Annotated in this window: 17 protein-coding genes and 1 tRNA gene; 14 read left to right on the forward strand and 4 right to left on the reverse strand. The window is 69.9% G+C overall.

What is annotated here, in order from left to right; translation table 11 throughout:
- Window positions 1–93: 93 nt before the first annotated feature.
- Window positions 94–178 (forward strand) — tRNA-Ser (locus tag H7694_RS01430).
- A 21-nt stretch (window positions 179–199) separates the two neighbouring features.
- Window positions 200–1,468: an LCP family protein gene (locus H7694_RS01435; RefSeq protein WP_193597816.1), complete on the forward strand. Its 1,269-nt coding sequence runs from the start codon at window positions 200–202 to the stop codon at window positions 1,466–1,468.
- A 69-nt stretch (window positions 1,469–1,537) separates the two neighbouring features.
- On the opposite strand, the gene H7694_RS01440 is transcribed toward H7694_RS01435, so the two are convergent.
- Both H7694_RS01440 and H7694_RS01445 read right to left on the reverse strand, forming a co-directional pair.
- Window positions 1,538–2,719 carry a 4-hydroxybenzoate 3-monooxygenase gene (locus H7694_RS01440; protein ID WP_193597817.1) on the reverse strand — a complete coding sequence of 394 codons (1,182 nt, stop codon included), beginning with the start codon at window positions 2,717–2,719 and terminating at the stop codon, window positions 1,538–1,540.
- A gap of 93 nt (window positions 2,720–2,812) precedes the next feature.
- Complete coding sequence (locus H7694_RS01445) at window positions 2,813–3,562, reverse strand: IclR family transcriptional regulator (protein ID WP_193597818.1); 750 nt, start codon at window positions 3,560–3,562, stop codon at window positions 2,813–2,815.
- A gap of 94 nt (window positions 3,563–3,656) precedes the next feature.
- Between H7694_RS01445 and H7694_RS01450 the strand changes: the two genes are divergently transcribed.
- The 4 genes from H7694_RS01450 to H7694_RS01465 all read left to right on the forward strand — a co-directional run bounded on the left by H7694_RS01450 (window position 3,657) and on the right by H7694_RS01465 (window position 7,704).
- Window positions 3,657–5,579, forward strand: a complete 1,923-nt coding sequence (locus tag H7694_RS01450; protein ID WP_193597819.1) for an FAD-dependent monooxygenase — start codon at window positions 3,657–3,659, stop codon at window positions 5,577–5,579.
- A 74-nt stretch (window positions 5,580–5,653) separates the two neighbouring features.
- A complete protein-coding gene (locus tag H7694_RS01455; RefSeq protein ID WP_193597820.1) occupies window positions 5,654–6,082 on the forward strand; it encodes a MarR family winged helix-turn-helix transcriptional regulator in 429 nt (142 codons plus the stop codon).
- Between the two features lie 9 nt (window positions 6,083–6,091).
- On the forward strand, window positions 6,092–6,748 hold the full coding sequence (locus H7694_RS01460; RefSeq protein ID WP_193597821.1) for a nucleotidyltransferase domain-containing protein: 657 nt from the start codon (window positions 6,092–6,094) through the stop codon (window positions 6,746–6,748).
- Between the two features lie 77 nt (window positions 6,749–6,825).
- Complete coding sequence (locus H7694_RS01465) at window positions 6,826–7,704, forward strand: Fic family protein (protein WP_193597822.1); 879 nt, start codon at window positions 6,826–6,828, stop codon at window positions 7,702–7,704.
- A 183-nt stretch (window positions 7,705–7,887) separates the two neighbouring features.
- Here the strand turns inward: H7694_RS01465 and H7694_RS01470 are convergent, their stop codons facing one another.
- Window positions 7,888–8,784 (reverse strand): LysR family transcriptional regulator, encoded by an 897-nt coding sequence (locus H7694_RS01470; RefSeq protein ID WP_193597823.1) that lies wholly within the window; start codon window positions 8,782–8,784, stop codon window positions 7,888–7,890.
- 106 nt (window positions 8,785–8,890) lie between these two features.
- Between H7694_RS01470 and H7694_RS01475 the strand changes: the two genes are divergently transcribed.
- The 8 genes from H7694_RS01475 to H7694_RS17615 all read left to right on the forward strand — a co-directional run bounded on the left by H7694_RS01475 (window position 8,891) and on the right by H7694_RS17615 (window position 16,111).
- Window positions 8,891–9,922, forward strand: a complete 1,032-nt coding sequence (locus tag H7694_RS01475) for an amidohydrolase family protein (RefSeq protein WP_193597824.1) — start codon at window positions 8,891–8,893, stop codon at window positions 9,920–9,922.
- 17 nt (window positions 9,923–9,939) lie between these two features.
- A complete protein-coding gene (gene ligK, locus H7694_RS01480) occupies window positions 9,940–10,632 on the forward strand; it encodes a 4-carboxy-4-hydroxy-2-oxoadipate aldolase/oxaloacetate decarboxylase (protein WP_193597825.1) in 693 nt (230 codons plus the stop codon).
- Between the two features lie 3 nt (window positions 10,633–10,635).
- A complete protein-coding gene (locus H7694_RS01485) occupies window positions 10,636–11,580 on the forward strand; it encodes an amidohydrolase family protein (RefSeq protein ID WP_227468229.1) in 945 nt (314 codons plus the stop codon).
- Window positions 11,581–11,599: 19 nt separating this feature from the next.
- Window positions 11,600–13,003 (forward strand): protocatechuate 4,5-dioxygenase subunit alpha/beta, encoded by a 1,404-nt coding sequence (locus H7694_RS01490; protein WP_227468230.1) that lies wholly within the window; start codon window positions 11,600–11,602, stop codon window positions 13,001–13,003.
- A gap of 27 nt (window positions 13,004–13,030) precedes the next feature.
- Complete coding sequence (locus H7694_RS01495; protein WP_227468231.1) at window positions 13,031–13,996, forward strand: Gfo/Idh/MocA family oxidoreductase; 966 nt, start codon at window positions 13,031–13,033, stop codon at window positions 13,994–13,996.
- The gene (locus H7694_RS01500; protein ID WP_193597826.1) at window positions 13,993–14,967 is read left to right on the forward strand and encodes an aldo/keto reductase; all 975 of its coding nucleotides are present in this window, start codon (window positions 13,993–13,995) and stop codon (window positions 14,965–14,967) included. The genes H7694_RS01495 and H7694_RS01500 overlap by 4 nt, the downstream gene beginning before the upstream one ends.
- Window positions 14,964–15,668 carry a substrate-binding domain-containing protein gene (locus H7694_RS01505; protein WP_193597827.1) on the forward strand — a complete coding sequence of 235 codons (705 nt, stop codon included), beginning with the start codon at window positions 14,964–14,966 and terminating at the stop codon, window positions 15,666–15,668. The genes H7694_RS01500 and H7694_RS01505 overlap by 4 nt, the downstream gene beginning before the upstream one ends.
- A 185-nt stretch (window positions 15,669–15,853) precedes the next feature.
- Window positions 15,854–16,111 (forward strand): hypothetical protein, encoded by a 258-nt coding sequence (locus H7694_RS17615; RefSeq protein WP_227468232.1) that lies wholly within the window; start codon window positions 15,854–15,856, stop codon window positions 16,109–16,111.
- 28 nt (window positions 16,112–16,139) lie between these two features.
- Here the strand turns inward: H7694_RS17615 and H7694_RS01515 are convergent, their stop codons facing one another.
- On the reverse strand, window positions 16,140–17,315 hold the full coding sequence (locus H7694_RS01515; protein ID WP_227468233.1) for an MFS transporter: 1,176 nt from the start codon (window positions 17,313–17,315) through the stop codon (window positions 16,140–16,142).
- Window positions 17,316–17,336: the final 21 nt, after the last annotated feature.

Raw genomic sequence — 17,336 nt, forward strand, 5'->3', positions numbered from 1 at the left:
CCAGGTGAGCACGGAAGAATGGCATGTCGGCGAAATCCGGATCCAGGGAACCGGATAGACTCGACCCCTGATCGCGCGGCGAGAGCCGTGCGGGGAGGGTTGTCCGAGCGGCCGATGGAGCTGGTCTTGAAAACCAGTGGGCAGAGATGTCCCGTGGGTTCGAATCCCACACCCTCCGCTTCGTATTGAAAGGCACCGAGTGAGCGAGTTCGGCACACGACGCACACCCGTCGCGCGGCATGGTCAGCTGCGCTCCCCGGGTGCCACCGGCCAGCTGCTGAAGCTGATCAGCATCGCGCTCGCCGTGGTGCTCGTCAGCGGCCTGGGCGTGGCGGGCTTCGTGGTGGGCGGTCTGCTCGGCACGGTGAGCGCCAACGCCGTCGAGCTCGAGGGTCAGAAGGAGCTTCCGCCGGACATCGCCGCCTACGAGGGCGGGTTCGACATCCTGCTCACCGGCGTCGACACCTGTGAGCCGAAGTACGCGCACCTGTTCGGCAAGCGCTGCACCGGATCCGATGCCGGCGGAACCCTGAACGACGTCAACCTTCTCGTGCATGTCTCCGCCGAACCGCGCCGCATCACCGCGGTGAGCTTTCCGCGCGACCTGATGCTCCCGATCCCCGAGTGCACCGATGCGAACGACCGAACCAACTCGTCGATGAGCAAGCAACCGCTGAACGTCGCCTACGAGCACGGCGGCGACGGTGGCGGCCTGAACTGCGTCGCCAAGACGATCTCCGAGCTGACCGGTGAGGACATCGAGTTCGCCGCGAAGGTCACCTTCGGCGGTGTGATCGAGATCACGGACTCCATCGGCGGCGTCGACGTCTGCCTGGCGAACCCGATCAAGGACCGCTACACCGGCCTCGACATGGCCGCCGGTGACCACACCATCCAGGGCCTGCAGGCGCTGCAGTTCCTGCGCACCCGCCACGGCGTCGGCGACGGCAGCGACCTGGGCCGCATCGGAAACCAGCAGCAGTACATGTCGAGTCTGGTGCGCAAGCTGATCAGCGGCGAGGTGCTCGGCAACGTCGGCGTCATGCTCAAGCTGGCCGACACCGGGCTGAACAACCTCGAGGCCTCGACGTCGCTCGCCAACCCGATGACGATCGCCCAGATCGCGCTCGCCGTGAAGGACGTGGCCTTCGAGGACATCGTGTTCGTGCAGTACCCGACGGTCGAAGACCCCTATGACCCGAACAAGGTCGTGCCGAACAAGTCGGCGGCGACGGCGCTGTGGGATGCGATCAGCGCGAACAAGCAGCTGCAGATCACGCACCAGAACACCGACAACGACGGTGTGGTCGTGAAGGAGCCCGAGGGCGGAGAGGTCGCCGGCACTCCGGAGACCCCCGAGACCCCCGCTCCGGCCGAGACCGCCGGTGACGTCGTCGAGCTGCCCTCGTCGATCCGCGGCACCTCGGCCGCCGTGCAGACCTGCTCGAACGGCAACGTCCGCCGCTGACGTCCGCCGTCGTCGCTGCGGCGCGAGCGGTCCGAACCGCCCGAGACTCGCGCCGACCGACGGCATCCGTCAGCTATCCAGCGGCCACCCCGTGTACGCCTCGGCGAGGTAGGTGCGGCCGGCCTCCGACTCGACGACCGAGCGCAGCTCGCCGAGCTGGCGGCGACGGTCGAAGTCGTTGTTCTCGGGCAGCAGGTGCAGCATGCTCGTCATCCACCATGAGAAGTGCTGGGCCTTCCAGATGCGCTGAAGGGCCTTCTCTGCGAACCCGTCGATCAGGCGCGCGTCGTTCTCGTTCAGCAGGGCGGTGAGGGCTCGGGCGAGCAGGACGACATCGGCGACGGCGAGGTTCATGCCCTTTGCGCCGGTGGGTGGCACGGTGTGGGCGGCATCCCCCACGAGGGCGGCGCGGCCGTGCCGCAGTTCGCTGGCGACGAAGCTGCGGAACCGCAGCACGTCACGCTGGAAGATGCGGCCCTCCTTCAGCGTCGTGCCGGGCACGCGCGACTGCAGCGTCTGCCAGATCTCCGCCTCGCTCATCGCGTTCGGGTCGGCATCCGGGTCGCACTGGAAGTACATCCGCTGCACCTCGGGGCTGCGCTGGCTGATCAGCGCGAAGCCGTTCTCGGAGTTGCTGTAGATGAGTTCGTCCGCGCTCGCCGGCGCCTCGCACAGGATGCCGAACCACGCGAACGGGTATTCGCGGAAGTATCCGCCCCGCGACGTGCCGGTGACCGCGGGGCGCACGACCGAGCGCGACCCATCGGCGCCGACGACGAAGTCGGCGTCGATCACGAACTCCTGGCCGTCGGCATCCGTCGCGATGACCCGGGGGCGATCGGTCTCGACGCCCTCGACTCGGGATGCCGTGATGCTGAAGCGCAGGTCCTGCCCTTCGCGCAGGCGCAGGGCGAGCATGTCCTTGAGCACCTCGTGCTGCGGGTACAACCACACGCTGCGACCCACGAGGCCGGGGAAATCGATGCGGTGGCCCTCGCCCTGGAAGCGCAGCTCGATGCCCTCGTGCCGGTCGCCGACGGTGTGCACTCGGGTGTCGGCGTCGATCGCGGTGAGCAGGTCGACCGTGCCCTGCTCGAGGATGCCGGCGCGGATGGTCGACTCGATCTGCTCACGCGTGCGCTGGTCGATGACGACCGATTCGATGCCTGCGTCTGCGAGCAGGTGGGAGAGGATCAGGCCGGCGGGGCCGGCGCCGACGATCGCGACGCGGGTGCGGATCGACGTGGTCATGGCGTCTCCTTCGACGTGCAGATGCGGTGAGGTTCGTCGATCAGTGTCACTCCCGGCGCACCTGGCGGCCGCGTGAATCCCGTTGAACGGGATTCAGCGGAGTGCGCTCAGGTCCTGCTCGATGCCGCGGGCGGCGGCGAGGAGCGCGTTGATCGCGGGCTCGGTGGCCGCGCCCCGCGGCAGCACCACCGACAGCGCCGCGATCACCTCGCCGCGGTCCCGCACCGGCACCGCCACCCCGGTCGAGACCGACTCGATGGAACCGGGCGCGATCACGTAGCCGCGCCGCCGGATGGCGGTCAGCAGGGCGCGCAGCGTCACGGCATCCGTCACCGTCTCCGGCGAGACTGCGGGCAGTGGTGCGGACAGCACCCTCTCGCGGACCGCGGGGTCGGCGTGGGCGAGCAGCACGAGTCCCGACGACGAGGCGTTCAGCGGAAGCCGGCCGGCGATCCGGGTGATGTTGGCGCCGGCCTGCAGGTGCGAGAGCCGCTCCACGAACAGCGCCTCCTCGTGCTCGAGCACGGCCAGCTGGGTGTGCTCGCGGATGACCGACTGCACGCGCTCCATGTGCGGCAGTGCGGCCTGACGCAGGCGCAGCGCACGCGATCCGCGCAGCGCCAGCTCCCACAGCCGCATGCCCAGTCGCACACGTCTGTCCTCATCGCGCTCGAGCAGACCCGCGGTGATGAGGTCGCCGATGATGCGGTGCGCGGTGGATGCGGGCAGCTCCGCACGCTGCGCGATCTCGGTGGCCGTCTGCATGGTCCGTTCGGCGGTGAACGTCTCCAGCACGCGCACGATGCGATCGGTCATCGAGTCGCCGGAGCGGGAGTTCGCCATGTGGTCAGCTTCTCACGCGGCATGCCGTATAATCGTTGGTGCCCCAACGAATCCGGACGCGTCCGGGAGCGATCAGACGATCAAAGGAGATCCCATGCAGTTCTACCGCGACGGATACCGCCCCGGTGACCCCGACATCCAGCCCGCCGACCCCTCTGTCGCGGTGCGCACGGCGGACTTCCCCGACGCGGTCGACGTGCTCGTCGTCGGAACGGGCCCGGCGGGCACGGTGCTCGCGGCGCAGCTCGCGGCGTTCCCCGACATCACCACGCGGGTGATCGAGCGCCGCGAAGGACCGCTGCAGGTCGGGCAGGCCGACGGCGTCGCTTGCCGCACGGTGGAGATGTTCCAGGCGTTCGGGCTGGCCGACGCCCTGGTACGCGAGGCCTATTGGGTCAACGAGGTGCGCTTCTGGGGTCCGAGCGAGGCCGACCGTTCGAAGATCACGCGCACCGGCTGGGTGGAGGACACCCCGGCGGGCCTCAGCGAGTTCCCGCACGTCATCGTCAACCAGGCGCGCATGCAGCAGTTCCTGCTCGACCACGCCGCCCGCTCGGCGAGCAGGCTCGAGGCCGACTACGGCATCGAGTTCGTCGGCTACGAGATGGACGCCGAATCCGAGCATCCGGTCGTCGTCACCCTGCGCCGCACGGCGGGGGAGCGCGAAGGCGAGGAGTTCACCGTCCGCGCCAAGTACGTCGTCGGCAGCGACGGCGCGCGCAGCAACGTGCGCCGGGCCCTCGGCATCCATCTGCAGGGGGACGCGGCCAACCACGCCTGGGGCGTGATGGACGTGCTCGCCAACACCGACTTCCCCGACTGGCGCACGAAGAACTTCATACAGTCCGACGGCAAGGGCAGCCTGCTGATGATCCCGCGCGAGGGCGGCACGATGGTGCGCTGCTATGTCGACCTCGGCGTGGTCGCCGCCGGCGACAGCGAGATCCGCAAGACCACCCCGGCCCAGCTCGCCGAGGTTGCCAACGGCATCCTGCACCCCTATTCGATCGACGTGCGCCAGGTCGCCTGGTCGAGCGTGTACGAGGTCGGTCAGCGCGTCGCCGACCGGTTCGACGACCTCACCGCCGACTCCCCGGCCGACGCCGTGCCGCACCTCTTCCTCACCGGAGACGCCTGCCACACCCACAGCGCCAAGGCCGGCCAGGGGATGAACGTGTCCATGCAGGACGCATTCAACCTGGGCTGGAAGCTCGCCGCCGTACTGCAGGGACGATCGGATGCCGCGCTGCTGCGCACCTACTCCGAGGAGCGGCAGTCCGTCGCGCAGGACCTCATCGACTTCGACAAGCACTGGTCGGCCTTCATCGCCCAGCCCGCCCTCGACCCCGAGCACCCCGAGCGCGGCGGCGTCACCCCGGCAGACATGCAGGCCGAGTTCGCCCGCCAGGGCCGCTACACCGCCGGCGTCGCGACACGCTACACGCCCTCGACGCTCACCGGCACCGCCGAGCACCAGCAGCTCGCGACGGGCTTCGAGATCGGCACGCGCTTCCACTCGGCGCCGGTTCGCCGCATCGCCGACGCCCGGCGCATGGAGCTCGGACACTCGCACACCGCCGACGGGCGCTGGCGCATCTACGCCTTCGGCGACGAGAGCGGCGAGGCGCTGCGCGAACTCGCCGGCTGGCTGTGCGAGGGCGAGGACTCGCCCGTGCGCGCGTTCACCGCACCGGATGCCGACATCGACAGCGTGATCGACGTGCACGCGGTGTTCCGCGGTGCGCACCATGACATCGACGTCACCGCGCTTCCCGGCATCCTGCTGCCGCAGTCGGGTCCGTTCGGCCTGCAGGACTGGGAGAAGGCCTGGTCGGCGGACGCCGACGACGACATCTTCGCTCGGCGGGGCATCGCCGGCGAGGGTGCGATCGTCGTGGTCCGCCCCGACCAGTACGTCGCGCAGGTGCTGCCACTGTCGGCGCGCGCCGAACTGCGCGAGTTCTTCGGCGCGTTCCTGCTGCCGGTTGGCGCTCCCGCGCCCGTGGCCGTCGCCTGAGCGCGGCAGGTGAGTGAGCGCGGCGGATGCTGTGAGCGTGCCGCGTCCGCGGGACTGAGAGGATGGATGCCGTGATGACCATGGCCGATCTCCCCGAACCGCAGCGGCACGTCGGCAACCTCATCCGCCGCGCCCAGCAGCTGCACCTGGCGACCTGGGCGCGCGTCGCGTCGGCCGAGATCACCAGTGCGCAGTACAGCATCCTCGCGGTGCTCGATCGGCTGGGCGAAGCGAGCCAGCGCGAACTGTGCGACGAGGTCGACCTCGACCGGTCGACGATCGCCGACCTCGTGCGGCGGATGGAGAAGGCAGGGCTGATCGCGCGCCGGCGCGCGGAGGGCGACGGACGCCGCAACGTCGTGACCCTCACGGCGCTCGGCGAGGCCGAGCGCGCGCGGCTCGCACCGCTCGTGATCGAGGTGCAGCGCGAGCTGACCGACCACCTGGATGCCGCCGAGACCGACGCGCTGTTCCGCGGTCTCTGGCGGATGCTCGAGCGGTAGCCTCGATCCATGCCCGATTCCCCCTCCGCCTCCGCGACCCCGTGGGCGCCGCTCGCCCCCGACGTGGTCGCCGAGATGCTCTCCGCTGCATCCGTGCGGTGGTGGCTGTCGGGCGGGGCTGCGCTCGACAGGTGGGTCGGGCGCAGCATCCGCCCGCGCACGAACATCGACGTCAGCGTCGTGGCCGGCGACCTCGCGGCCCTCGTGGCCGTGCTGCCGGAGGGGTTCAGCGCCTGGGCGCCGGCAGGTGAGGACGATCGGATCGTGCCGTTCGCGGACGCCCCGACGGATGCCGATCTGCAGCCGGTGCTGATCCGCGACGACGCCGCAGGCGCCTGGGTGCTGCAGGTGAACGCCGAAGACGGCGCGCCCCGCGCCTGGGTCTACAAGCGCGACCCGCGACTGACGCTGCCCTGGGATCGCGCGGTGCTCGACCTCGACGGCATCCCGACCGGCGCCCCCGAGGTGCAGCTGGTGTGGAAGGCGCTGCGCCCCCGCCTCGAGGACGACGTCGACAGGGATGCCGTGCTGCCGACCCTGTCGGACGAGGCGAAGCACACGTACGAGACGGCGCTGCTGCGCATCCACCCGCACTCGTCGTGGACGATCCCGATTCGCAGCCCGTTCGCGCCGGCCAAGGCCAGCTGGAACCGCAAGCGAAGCTGACCGGGCCGGCGATTCGCAGTGCGTATTCTGCGTGAATTTTTCAGATCTGTCGCTGTGATTCACGGTAAATTGGAGGCATGATCAACCGCGCGACCTGGGAGCGCGTCGACACCGTCGTCGACGAATACCGGCGGGCGGCGGCCGGCCATCCCGAGGCTCTCGCGCAGATCGCCCTCGCCGAGCTGGCGGAGGCCGTGCAGCAGTCGAACGCGATCGAGAACTCCACCCTCACGCTCGATGACACGGAGCGGATCCTAGCGGGGCTGACACCGAACGGGCGACGGGATCTGCGTGAGGTCTACGAGGCGAAGAACCTCGCAGCCGTGACCGAGGACCTTCTGCGCGGAGGTGAGGCGCTGTCCGTCGACCTGCTCCTGCGATGGCACGGCATGCTCCTCGCCGGCATCCGCGATGATGTCGCCGGGAGGTTCCGCCGCGGCGACGAATGGGTGCGAGTCGGAGGGCATCTCGGCGCCAACCCGGCATTCGTGCCTTCACTCATTGACGACGCCTTCACGCGATTCCAGAGCGAAGACGCGTTACCGGACATCGAGCGGATCGCATGGTTCCACTGCGAGTTCGAGGTCATCCACCCGTTCGTCGACGGCAACGGCCGGATCGGGCGGGTGCTCATCAACCGGCAGTTGCAGGACGTCGGGCTGCCGCCCGTGATCGTGCGGGCGCATAACCGACGAGTGGACTATTACCCGCAGCTGGAGGAGTACGCCAGGACGAACTCGCACGAGGGCATGACGCGACTGCTCATCGTGCTGGTTCTCGAAGCCCTTCACAAGCGCGTCACCCTGATCACCAGCCGGCGCGTCATCAGGCTCGCCGACTGGGCGCGTGCCGCGGGCATCGGCGCGGCATCCGCCACCAACAAGGCGAGACGGCAGACCATACCGGCGTTCCGGATGCGCGATCGCTGGATGATCGACGAGGAGTTCGCGCTGTGACGCGGCGGGCGCCGGCGTGACCTACCGGGTCGCGCCGAGCTGGTCCAGCGGAGTGCGGTAGGTCTCGCGGCCGGATGCGATCGCCGTCGCCGACAGCACGCACGCGACGGTGGTGAAGGCGGCCGCCGGCCACCAGGCGTTGCCGTTCGCGCTCCCGCCCCCGCCGCGAGCGTCCGGAGGCGCCTACTCGTTCGCCGACACCGAGCTCAGCACCACCGAGCGGAACCACCGCTGCGCCGGTGACAGCCTCGCCTCGCGCCGGGTGTAGAGCGAGACCGGGGTGCTGTGGCCCGGCCACGGCAGCTCGGCGATCCGCAGTCCGGTGAACCAGCCGCTGAACACCTCGGCCACGTGCCGGGGCAGCAGCACGACCAGGTCGGTGGCCTGCACGACGGCGGGGACCGTGGCGTACTCCTCGACGGTCAGGGCCACCTGCGACATCAGGCCGTGCTCGGTCAGCGTCTGTAGCGGGAAGATGTGACCGCCGCGGGCCGAGACGCGCACGAAGCGGCGCCCGGCGAACATGTCCGGCCCGGTCTCGGGGAGCGGATGCCGTTCCGACGTCAGCGCGACGTACTCGACGCCGCGCACGTGCGTGCGCCAGAGCCGCGGGCTGCCGATCATCGAGACGGTGAGGGCGAGATCGATCGTGCCGCGCACGAGACCCTCCTCGACCTGGTCGGCATCCAGTCTCTCCACCTGCAGATGCGGGCCCGACGCCTCGCGGGCGAGCGCGGCCATGATCGGCGGCAGGAAGGTCTGCTCGCCGATCGAGGTGAGTCCGAGCGAGAGCTCGCCGCGGAAGCCAGCCGGCTGGAAGTCATCCGGATCGGTCACCGTCTCGTCGATCCGCGCCAGCGCCTCGTGCAGCGGGCCGAAGAGTGCGGTCGCCTTGGCCGTGGGCACCATGTCGTGGCCTTCGCGCCGGAAGAGCTCGTCGTCGAACCTCTCGCGCAGCCGCCGCAGCGTGTAGCTCACGGTCGGTTGGGTGACGTGCAGCTGATCGGCGGCGGCGGTCACGCTGCGCAGCTCGTAGAGCACGACGAAGGTGCGCAGCTGGTTGAGATCGGCAAGGGCCATCCATTGATGATATCTATGCGGCAACCGGTCAGCATCTATTGGACTGTATGGAAGCGGCGACTTAGAGTCGGTGGCGACCGCATCCGAGTGACAAGGACGACACGCGTTGATCATCGACATCCACGGCCACTACACGACCGCCCCCGCACAGCTGGGCGCCTGGCGTGACCTGCAGATCGCCTTCACGAAGGGGCAGGGCGAGGCGCCCGACCCCGCGTCCCTGAAGATCAGCGACGACGACATCCGCGAGACGATCGAGGCGAACCAGCTGCGCCTGATGAACGACCGCGGCAGCGACATCACCGTCTTCAGCCCGCGTGCGTCCTTCATGGCGCACCACATCGGCGACCTCGCCGTCAGCAAGACCTGGGCGCGCATCTGCAACGACCTCGTCGCCCGGGTCAGCGAGCTGTTCCCCGACCGCTTCCTGATGGGCGCGATGCTGCCGCAGTCGCCCGGGGAGGCTCCCAAGACCACGGTCGAGGAGCTCACCCGCGCGGTCGAGGAGCTCGGCGCCGTCACCGTCAACCTCAACCCCGACCCCTCCGGCGGCAAGTGGAGCGCCCCGGCGCTGACCGACCGCTCGTGGTACCCGATCTACGAGAAGCTCGTCGAGTACGAGATCCCCGCGATGGTGCACGTGAGCACCACCTGCCGGCCCGACGTGTTCCACACCACCGGCGACCACTACCTCGGCGCCGACACCACCGCGGTCATGCAGCTGATCAAGGGCGACCTGTTCCGCGACTTCCCCGACCTCAAGCTCGTCATCCCGCACGGCGGCGGAGCGGTGCCCTACCACTGGGGCCGGTTCCGGGGACTGGCGATGGCACTGGGCAGGCCCGACTTCGAAGAGCACCTGCTGAACAACGTGTACTTCGACACCTGCGTGTACCACCAGCCCGGCATCGACCTGCTCACCGAGGTCGTCCCCGTCGACAACATCCTGTTCGCCAGCGAGATGATCGGCGCCGTCCGCGACGTCGATCCCCGCACCGGCCACTACTTCGACGACACCAAGCGCTACGTCGACGCGACCCCGAATCTCACCGACGCCCAGCGTCAGCAGGTGTTCGAGGGCAACGCCCGCCGCGTCTACCCGCGCCTGGACCGCGCCCTCACCGCCCGCGGCCTGTGAACCCCGGAAGAAGAGAAATGCGACTGAACAATCTCGGCATCGTCCGCACCAGCATCCAGCGCCCCGATCCCGACGACGTCGCCCGCCTGTCGGAGTTCGGCGTCGCCACGATCCATGAGGCCATGGGCCGCGTGGGGCTCATGCGTCCGTACATCCGCCCCGCCTACAACGGCGCGAAGCTGTGCGGGCCCGCGGTGACCGTACTGCTCCAGCCGGGCGACAACTGGATGTTCCACGTCGCCGCCGAGCAGGTGCAGGAGGGCGACGTCATCGTCGCCGGCTGCACCACCGAGAGCGAGGACGGCTTCTTCGGCGAGCTGCTCGCAACCTCGCTCACCGCCCGCGGCTGCAAGGGCCTGGTCATCGACGGCGGCGTCCGCGACGTCGCCGACCTCGAGCGGATGGACTTCCCCGTCTTCTCCCGCGCGATCAACGCCAAGGGCACCGTCAAGGCCACCCTCGGCTCGGTGAACATCCCGGTAGTCGCGGCCAACGCGCTCGTCAACCCGGGCGACGTGGTCGTCGCCGACGTCGACGGCGTCGTCGTCGTGCCGCGAGAGCTGGTCGGCGCGGTGGCGGATGCCAGCCGCAAGCGCGAGGACAACGAGGAGTCCAAGCGCCAGCAGTTCCGCGACGGGGTGCTGGGGCTCGACCTCTACAGGATGCGCGAGCCGCTCGCGGCCGCCGGCCTGGAATACGTGGAGGACTGACGGATGCCGCACACGCAGACCACGCACGGCGAGACCACCGGCGGCTTCACCAAGACCGAAGGATGGCTGGACTGGTACGACGGTCCGGCGAAGCCGACCTTCGTCCTTCCGGAGGGCGCGGTCGACGCGCACTGCCACGTCTTCGGCCCCGGGGCCGAGTTCCCGTACGCGCCCGAGCGCAAGTACACCCCGTGCGACGCATCCGCCGCCCAGCTGTTCGCCTTGCGCGACCACCTCGGGTTCGACCGCAACGTGATCGTGCAGGCCACCTGCCACGGCGCCGACAACCGCGCCCTCGTCGACGCGCTGCAGCGCAGCGAGGGGCGCGCCCGCGGCGTCGCCACCGTGCGGCGCGACGTCACCGACGAGCAGCTCGCCGAGCTGCACGAGGCCGGCGTGCGCGGCGTGCGCTTCAACTTCGTCAAGCGGCTCGTCGACCGGGTGCCCACCGACTCGCTGCAGGAGATCGTGGCGAAGATCGCCCCGTTGGCGTGGCACGTGGTCATCTACTTCGAGGCCGAGGATCTGCCCGAGCTGTACGACTTCTTCTCCAGCATCCCCACCGACGTCGTCGTCGACCACATGGGCCGGCCCGACGTCACCAAGGATGTGAACGGCCCCGAGTTCGAACTGTTCCTGCGGTTCATGCGCGAGACCCCGAACGTGTGGACCAAGGTCTCGTGCCCCGAGCGACTCAGCGTCACCGGGCCCCGGGCGCTCGACGGCGAGCAGCACGCGTACACCGACGTCGTGCCGTTCGCCCGACGCGTGGTCGAGGAGTTCCCCGACCGCGTGCTGTGGGGAACCGACTGGCCCCACCCCAACCTCAAGGAACACATGCCCGACGACGGGCTGCTGGTCGACTACATCCCGCAGATCGCGACGACCCCCGAGCTGCAGCGCAAGCTGCTCGTGGACAACCCGCGCCGCCTCTACTGGGCAGACTGACCACCGAAGGAGAATGACCATGGCACTCGACAAGCCGTACAAGGACATCCCCGGCACCACGATCTTCGACGCCGAGCAGGCCCGCAAGGGCTACCACCTCAACCAGTTCTCGATGTCGCTGATGAAGCCCGAGAACCGCGAGCGCTTCCTCGCCGACCAGCAGGCGTACCTCGACGAGTGGCCGCTGACACCGGTGCAGCGCCAGGCCGTGCTCGACATGGATCTGAACACCATGATCGCCGAGGGCGGGAACATCTACTTCCTCAGCAAGATCGGCGCCACCCACGGGCTGAGCTTCCAGCAGATGGCCGGCTCGATGACCGGCATGAGCGAGGCCGCCTACCGCGACATGATGGTCGGCGGCGGGCGCAACCCGCAGGGCGTGCGGCTGAAGGACCTCGACGGCTGGACGCCGCCGAGCACGGAGAAGGCGACGACCATGCGGCCGGATGCCCCGGCCAAGTACACCTCCGCGCTGTTCACCTCGCACGTGCCGGCGATCGGTGCGGCCATGGACCTCGGCAAGACCGAGGAGCCGTACTGGAAGCAGGTGTTCGACGGCTACCAGTGGACCCGCAAGTGGGCCAAGGAGAACACCCCCGACGTCGTCATCCTGGTCTACAACGACCACGCCACCGCCTTCGATGCCTCGATCATCCCGACGTTCGTGCTCGGCACCGGCGCCGAGTACCCGGTCGCCGACGAGGGCTACGGCCCCCGCCCGGTGCCGGATGTGAAGGGCTACCCCGAGTTCGCCGCGCACCTCGCGCAGTCGATCATCCAGGACGACTTCGACCTCACCCTGGTCAACGAGATGGTCGTCGACCACGGTCTGACCGTGCCGCTCTCGCTCGTCTACGGCGAGCTCGGCGCCGACGAGCAGTGGCCGGTGCGCGTCATCCCGCTCGCCGTGAACGTCGTGCAGTACCCGGTGCCGTCCGGGCGCCGCTGCTACGAGCTCGGCAAGGCGCTGCGCCGCGCGATCGACAAGTGGGACGGCGAAGAGCTGAACGTGCAGATCTGGGGCACCGGTGGCATGAGCCACCAGCTGCAGGGGCCGCGCGCGGGCCTGATCAACAGGGAGTGGGACAACGCGTTCCTCGACCACCTGATCGCCGACCCGCTGGGCCTGACCGAGTGGCCGCACATGGAGTACGTCGACGAGGCGGGCTCCGAGGGCATCGAACTGGTCGACTGGCTGATCGCCCGCGGTGCGATGGACGACCAGTTCGGCGGCGAGGAACCCGAGGTCGACCACCGGTTCTACCACGTCCCGGCATCCAACACCGCCGTCGGTCACCTGGTCATCTCCAACCCGGTCGGCAAGACCACGGTCGCCATCGACGCGGCGGACGCGGCCGAGCCCGCGTCGCAGACGCCGGCGCCCGAGCCCGCCGAGACCGCAGCCGTGGCGAACGCCTGACATCCTGATACGGAACTGGGAGAGCGAATGAGCGACAAGATCCGCATCGCCGTGGTCGGCGCCAACGGCGCCTTCGGCATGAAGCACCTGGACGGGCTGAAGAACATCGACGACGCCGAGGTGACGGTCGTGGCCGCCACCTCGCAGGAGAAGGCGGATGCCGTCGCCGCACAGTACGGCGTCGCGAACGCGGTCGTCGGACTCGACGCCGTGCTCGAGCGCGACGACGTGGATGCCGTCATCCTCGCCACCCCGACCGGGCTGCACGCGAGCCAGACCCAGGCGGTGCTCGCCACCGGCAAGCACGTGCAGGTCGAGATCCCGCTCGCCGACTCGCAGGCGGATGCCGAGGCGACCCTCGCCGCGGCTGAGTCAGCGGAAGCATCCGGGCTCGTCGCGATGGTCGGGCACACCCGCCGCTTCAACCCCTCGCACCAGCTCGTGCACGACCGCATCCAGGCGGGCGAGTTCGCCGTGCAGCAGATGGACGTGCAGACGTACTTCTTCCGCCGCACGAACACGAATGCCAAGGGCGAGAAGCGCTCGTGGACCGATCACCTGCTGTGGCACCACGCCGCGCACACGGTCGACCTGTTCGCGTACCAGGCGGGCAGGATCGTCGACGCGCACGCCATGCAGGGACCGATCCACCCGGAGCTGGGCATCGCGATGGACATGTCGATCCAGCTGAAGAGCGAGACCGGCGCGATCTGCACGCTGTCGCTGTCGTTCAACAACGACGGCCCGTTCGGCACGTTCTTCCGCTATATCGGCGACACCGCGACCTATATCGCCCGCTACGACGACCTGTTCACCGGCAAGGACGAGCAGATCGACGTCTCGAACGTCGCCGTCAGCATGAACGGCATCGAGCTGCAGGACCGCGAGTTCATCGCCGCGATCCGCGAGGGCCGCGAACCCAACTCGTCGCTGCGTCAGGTGATCGACTGCTACCGGGTGCTCGGACAGCTGGAGGAGCAGCTCGCCTCATGATGCTCCCACGCATGGGTCTCGGCTGCATGAATCTCAGCCACGCCTACGGCATCCCGCCGTCGCCGGAGGAGGGCCTCGCGGTGCTCCGCGGAGCCCTCGACGCCGGGGTCACCCACCTCGACACCGCGACGCTCTACGGCGGCGGCCGCAACGAGGATCTCGTCGGGCGCGCCCTGAAGGGGCGCCGCGACGAGGTCGTGCTCGCCAGCAAAGGCGGGATGGCGCTGGTCGACGGGGTGAAGGTGATCGACGGTCGCCCGGAGACGCTCCGGGCGCAGGTGGATGCCTCGCTGGCGCGGCTGGGCGTCGAGCACATCGACCTCTACTACCTGCACCGCTGGGACAGGAACGTGCCGATCGGCGAGAGCGTCGGCGCGCTCGCCGCGCTGGTGGATGCCGGCAAGATCGGCGCGATCGGCCTGTCGGAGGTGTCGGTGGCCAGGCTGCGCGAAGCGCAGCAGGTCGCCCCGATCGCCGCCGTGCAGAACGAGTACTCGCTGTGGAGCCGCAACCCCGAACTCGGGATGCTCGAGGCGACGCGTTCCTCGGGCGTGACACTGGTGGCTTTCTCACCGGTCGCCCGTGGGTTCCTCAGCGACTCCGTCGGCGACCCGGATGCGCTCGCCCCGAAGGACATCCGGCGGTCGATGCCGCGGTTCCAGGGCGAGAACTGGCAGGCGAACGCCGCTCTGCTCCCGGCCTGGCGTGCGCTCGCTGCCGAGGCCGGTTGCACCCCGGCCCAGTTGGCGCTGGCCTGGGTGCTCTCGCGCGGCGAGCACGTCGTGCCGATTCCCGGCACGACCCGCCTCGACCACGTGCGCGAGGACTTCGCCGCGCTGACGCTCCCGATCGACGGCGCAGTGCTGGCTCGGGCCGGCGAGCTGATCGACACCGCCACCGTCTCGGGGCCGCGGTACGCGCCTGGCCCCGCCGCCGAAGTGGATGCCGAGACCTTTGAGGGAGACGTATGAGGGCCATCTCATCCATGGCGACCCGTCACGTGCTCGCCGACCTTGTGGCCGCCGCGGTCTCTTCCGGCCTGCCCGCGGTCGACGTCGAATCGGTCGGGGGAGTGGATGCCGCTGCGCGCGTGGCGGACGGCGAGCCGTTCGACCTGGTCTTCCTCGCCGACGGCGCCCTGGCGAAGCTCGCTGACGCCGGGCATGTGGATGCTGCCACAGCGAGGCCGCTCGTGCTGTCGCAGGTGGCCGTCGCCGTGGCATCCGGCTCTTCCGAACCCGCCGTGCGGCCGGACGGTCCGGCGTTCGCGGATGCCGCCGGGCTGCGCGAGGCGCTGCGCGCCGCCGGCCGGATCGGCTACTCGACCGGGCCGAGCGGAACCGCGCTCGTGCGGATGATCGAGGAGTGGGGCCTGGCAGACGAGCTGGGCGACCGCCTCGTGCAGGCGCGCCCCGGAGTCCCGGTCGCCGCGTCGCTGGCCGCAGGTGACGTCGACCTCGGCTTCCAGCAACTCAGCGAACTGGTCGGCCAGCCCGGTGTGCGCATCCTCGGCGTCATGCCCCCGGATGCCGCGATCGACACGGTCTTCGCCGGAGCCGTGGCGACGGCATCCGCCGACCCCGCCGCCGCGCGCGAGGTTTTGGCCTTCCTCACCTCAGCCGCCGTCGCCCCGATCAAGCAGCAGCACGCCTTCGGCGTCCCCGCTCTCTGACCCCGCCTGCCGCCGCGCCGCGACGCCGTCACCGGGATGAGCCAACCACTCCCCGAGGCGGGTCAGCGCTCCATGGCGCGCTGGGCGGCGAGGCGAATCGGGGCGTTGGCGCCGCCGTAGCCGTCGTAGCCGCCGCGGTGCTCGGCCACCTCGAAGAACACCCCACCGATCGTGCACGTGTAGAAGTGCAGGAACTCGCCGTCACCGACCCGGTCGTACTCGAGAAGGTGATCGAGCGCGGCAGCGCTGAGGGCGTGATGCGCTCGGATGTCGATGCCTTCGACGTGCACCTGCTGATCAGCTCGTACTGCTTCTTCCAGGTCGCCAATCAGCACACCTTCGGTTACCTCTTCGACCGCGACCTGCTCGCCGAGGACAGCCGCGACCACCTGCGCTCGATGATCGGCGACGTCGTCGTCGCGTGGATGACCGACGGCATCTGACCCGCCCGGCCCCGAGGGTGTGGTGGGGTCAGTGCTGCAGGACGTAGCGGTCGCGGGCGGCGAACGCGCCCACGAGCGCCTGAGCGGTCATCGACGCCAGCAGGATGACGAGCGCCGCCGGCCAGCTGCCGGTCGCCGCCTGCACCACGCCGAACAGCACCGGCCCGATCGCGGCGATCGCGTAGCCGACCGACTGCGACATGCCCGACAGGGCCGATGAGGTGCTGTGATCGCGGGCGCGCTGCGCCATCAGCGTGAGCGAGACGCCGAGCGACGCACCCGAGAACACCCCCAGTGGCACGACCCAGACACCGACGGCGGCCGGCCAGAGCATCAGCCCGACCACACCCGCCACGCCGAGCAGCGGCAGCAGTGCCGGGGTGATCCGCGCACCGCGTCCGTGCATGGCGAAGGCGACCGCGAGTGAGCCGACCAGCGAGAACACCTGGTACACCATCACGTCGACTCCCGCGAGGGCGGCGCTGCGGCCGGTGGCCAGCGACATCGGGGCCAGCCAGGTGACCAGCACGTAGAAGTTCGTCGACTGCACGCCCATGTAGACGGCGACCTGCCAGGCCACCGGATCGCGCCAGATGCCCAGCCTGGTGACGGGTCCCGCCCCGGCCGCGCGTTCCGCCGCAGCGCCGCGGCGGCTGCTCAGCCACCAGGCGAGCAGGGCGAGCGGCAGCACGGCGGCGCCGGTGATCAGCAGCGAGAGCCGCCAGCCGGCCCCGATGTCGTCGCCGGTGAGGTCGGCGAGCGGAATGGCCAGACCGGATGCCACGGCACCGGCGCCGCCGAGCAGGGCGGAGTACACGCCCATCATCAGCGGCACGCGCAGCGGGAAGTCGCGCTTGACCACCGCAGGCAGCAGCACGTTGCCGATCGCGAGGGCGATGCCGATCAGCGCCGTGCCGATCCAGAGCCAGACCGCCGAGCCGGGGATGGATCGGATGACGGTGCCCGCGCCCAGCAGGGCGAGCGCGCCGAGCACCGCTGTACCCAGGCCCGCGCGCCGCCCGACGCCGTGTGCGAACGGCGAGACGACCGCCCAGGTGAGGAGCACGATCGTCGGCAGCGCGCCCAGCACAGGGAGCGGGATGCCGGTGTCCTGTGACATCCGGTCGATCAGCGGACCCACCGCCGAGATCGCCGGGCGCATCAGCAGCGCCACCAGGCACAGGGCGACGACGGCGATCGTCACCCGCGGCATCCGCCGGTGTCG

The sequence above is a fragment of the Microbacterium sp. YJN-G genome, from assembly GCF_015040615.1.
In the GTDB taxonomy this organism is placed as follows: domain Bacteria; phylum Actinomycetota; class Actinomycetes; order Actinomycetales; family Microbacteriaceae; genus Microbacterium.

What these genes read in the sequence shown, in the direction of transcription:
- H7694_RS01445 (WP_193597818.1), bottom strand. Translation starts at nt 3,562, where the DNA reads ATGGCGAACTCCCGCTCCGGCGACTCGATGACCGATCGCATCGTGCGC.
- H7694_RS01500 (WP_193597826.1), top strand. Translation starts at nt 13,993, where the DNA reads ATGATGCTCCCACGCATGGGTCTCGGCTGCATGAATCTCAGCCACGCC.
- ligK (WP_193597825.1), top strand. Translation starts at nt 9,940, where the DNA reads ATGCGACTGAACAATCTCGGCATCGTCCGCACCAGCATCCAGCGCCCC.
- H7694_RS01460 (WP_193597821.1), top strand. Translation starts at nt 6,092, where the DNA reads ATGCCCGATTCCCCCTCCGCCTCCGCGACCCCGTGGGCGCCGCTCGCC.
- H7694_RS01495 (WP_227468231.1), top strand. Translation starts at nt 13,031, where the DNA reads ATGAGCGACAAGATCCGCATCGCCGTGGTCGGCGCCAACGGCGCCTTC.
- H7694_RS01440 (WP_193597817.1), bottom strand. Translation starts at nt 2,719, where the DNA reads ATGACCACGTCGATCCGCACCCGCGTCGCGATCGTCGGCGCCGGCCCC.
- H7694_RS01485 (WP_227468229.1), top strand. Translation starts at nt 10,636, where the DNA reads ATGCCGCACACGCAGACCACGCACGGCGAGACCACCGGCGGCTTCACC.
- H7694_RS01470 (WP_193597823.1), bottom strand. Translation starts at nt 8,784, where the DNA reads ATGGCCCTTGCCGATCTCAACCAGCTGCGCACCTTCGTCGTGCTCTAC.
- H7694_RS01465 (WP_193597822.1), top strand. Translation starts at nt 6,826, where the DNA reads ATGATCAACCGCGCGACCTGGGAGCGCGTCGACACCGTCGTCGACGAA.
- H7694_RS01505 (WP_193597827.1), top strand. Translation starts at nt 14,964, where the DNA reads ATGAGGGCCATCTCATCCATGGCGACCCGTCACGTGCTCGCCGACCTT.
- H7694_RS01455 (WP_193597820.1), top strand. Translation starts at nt 5,654, where the DNA reads ATGACCATGGCCGATCTCCCCGAACCGCAGCGGCACGTCGGCAACCTC.
- H7694_RS01490 (WP_227468230.1), top strand. Translation starts at nt 11,600, where the DNA reads ATGGCACTCGACAAGCCGTACAAGGACATCCCCGGCACCACGATCTTC.
- H7694_RS01450 (WP_193597819.1), top strand. Translation starts at nt 3,657, where the DNA reads ATGCAGTTCTACCGCGACGGATACCGCCCCGGTGACCCCGACATCCAG.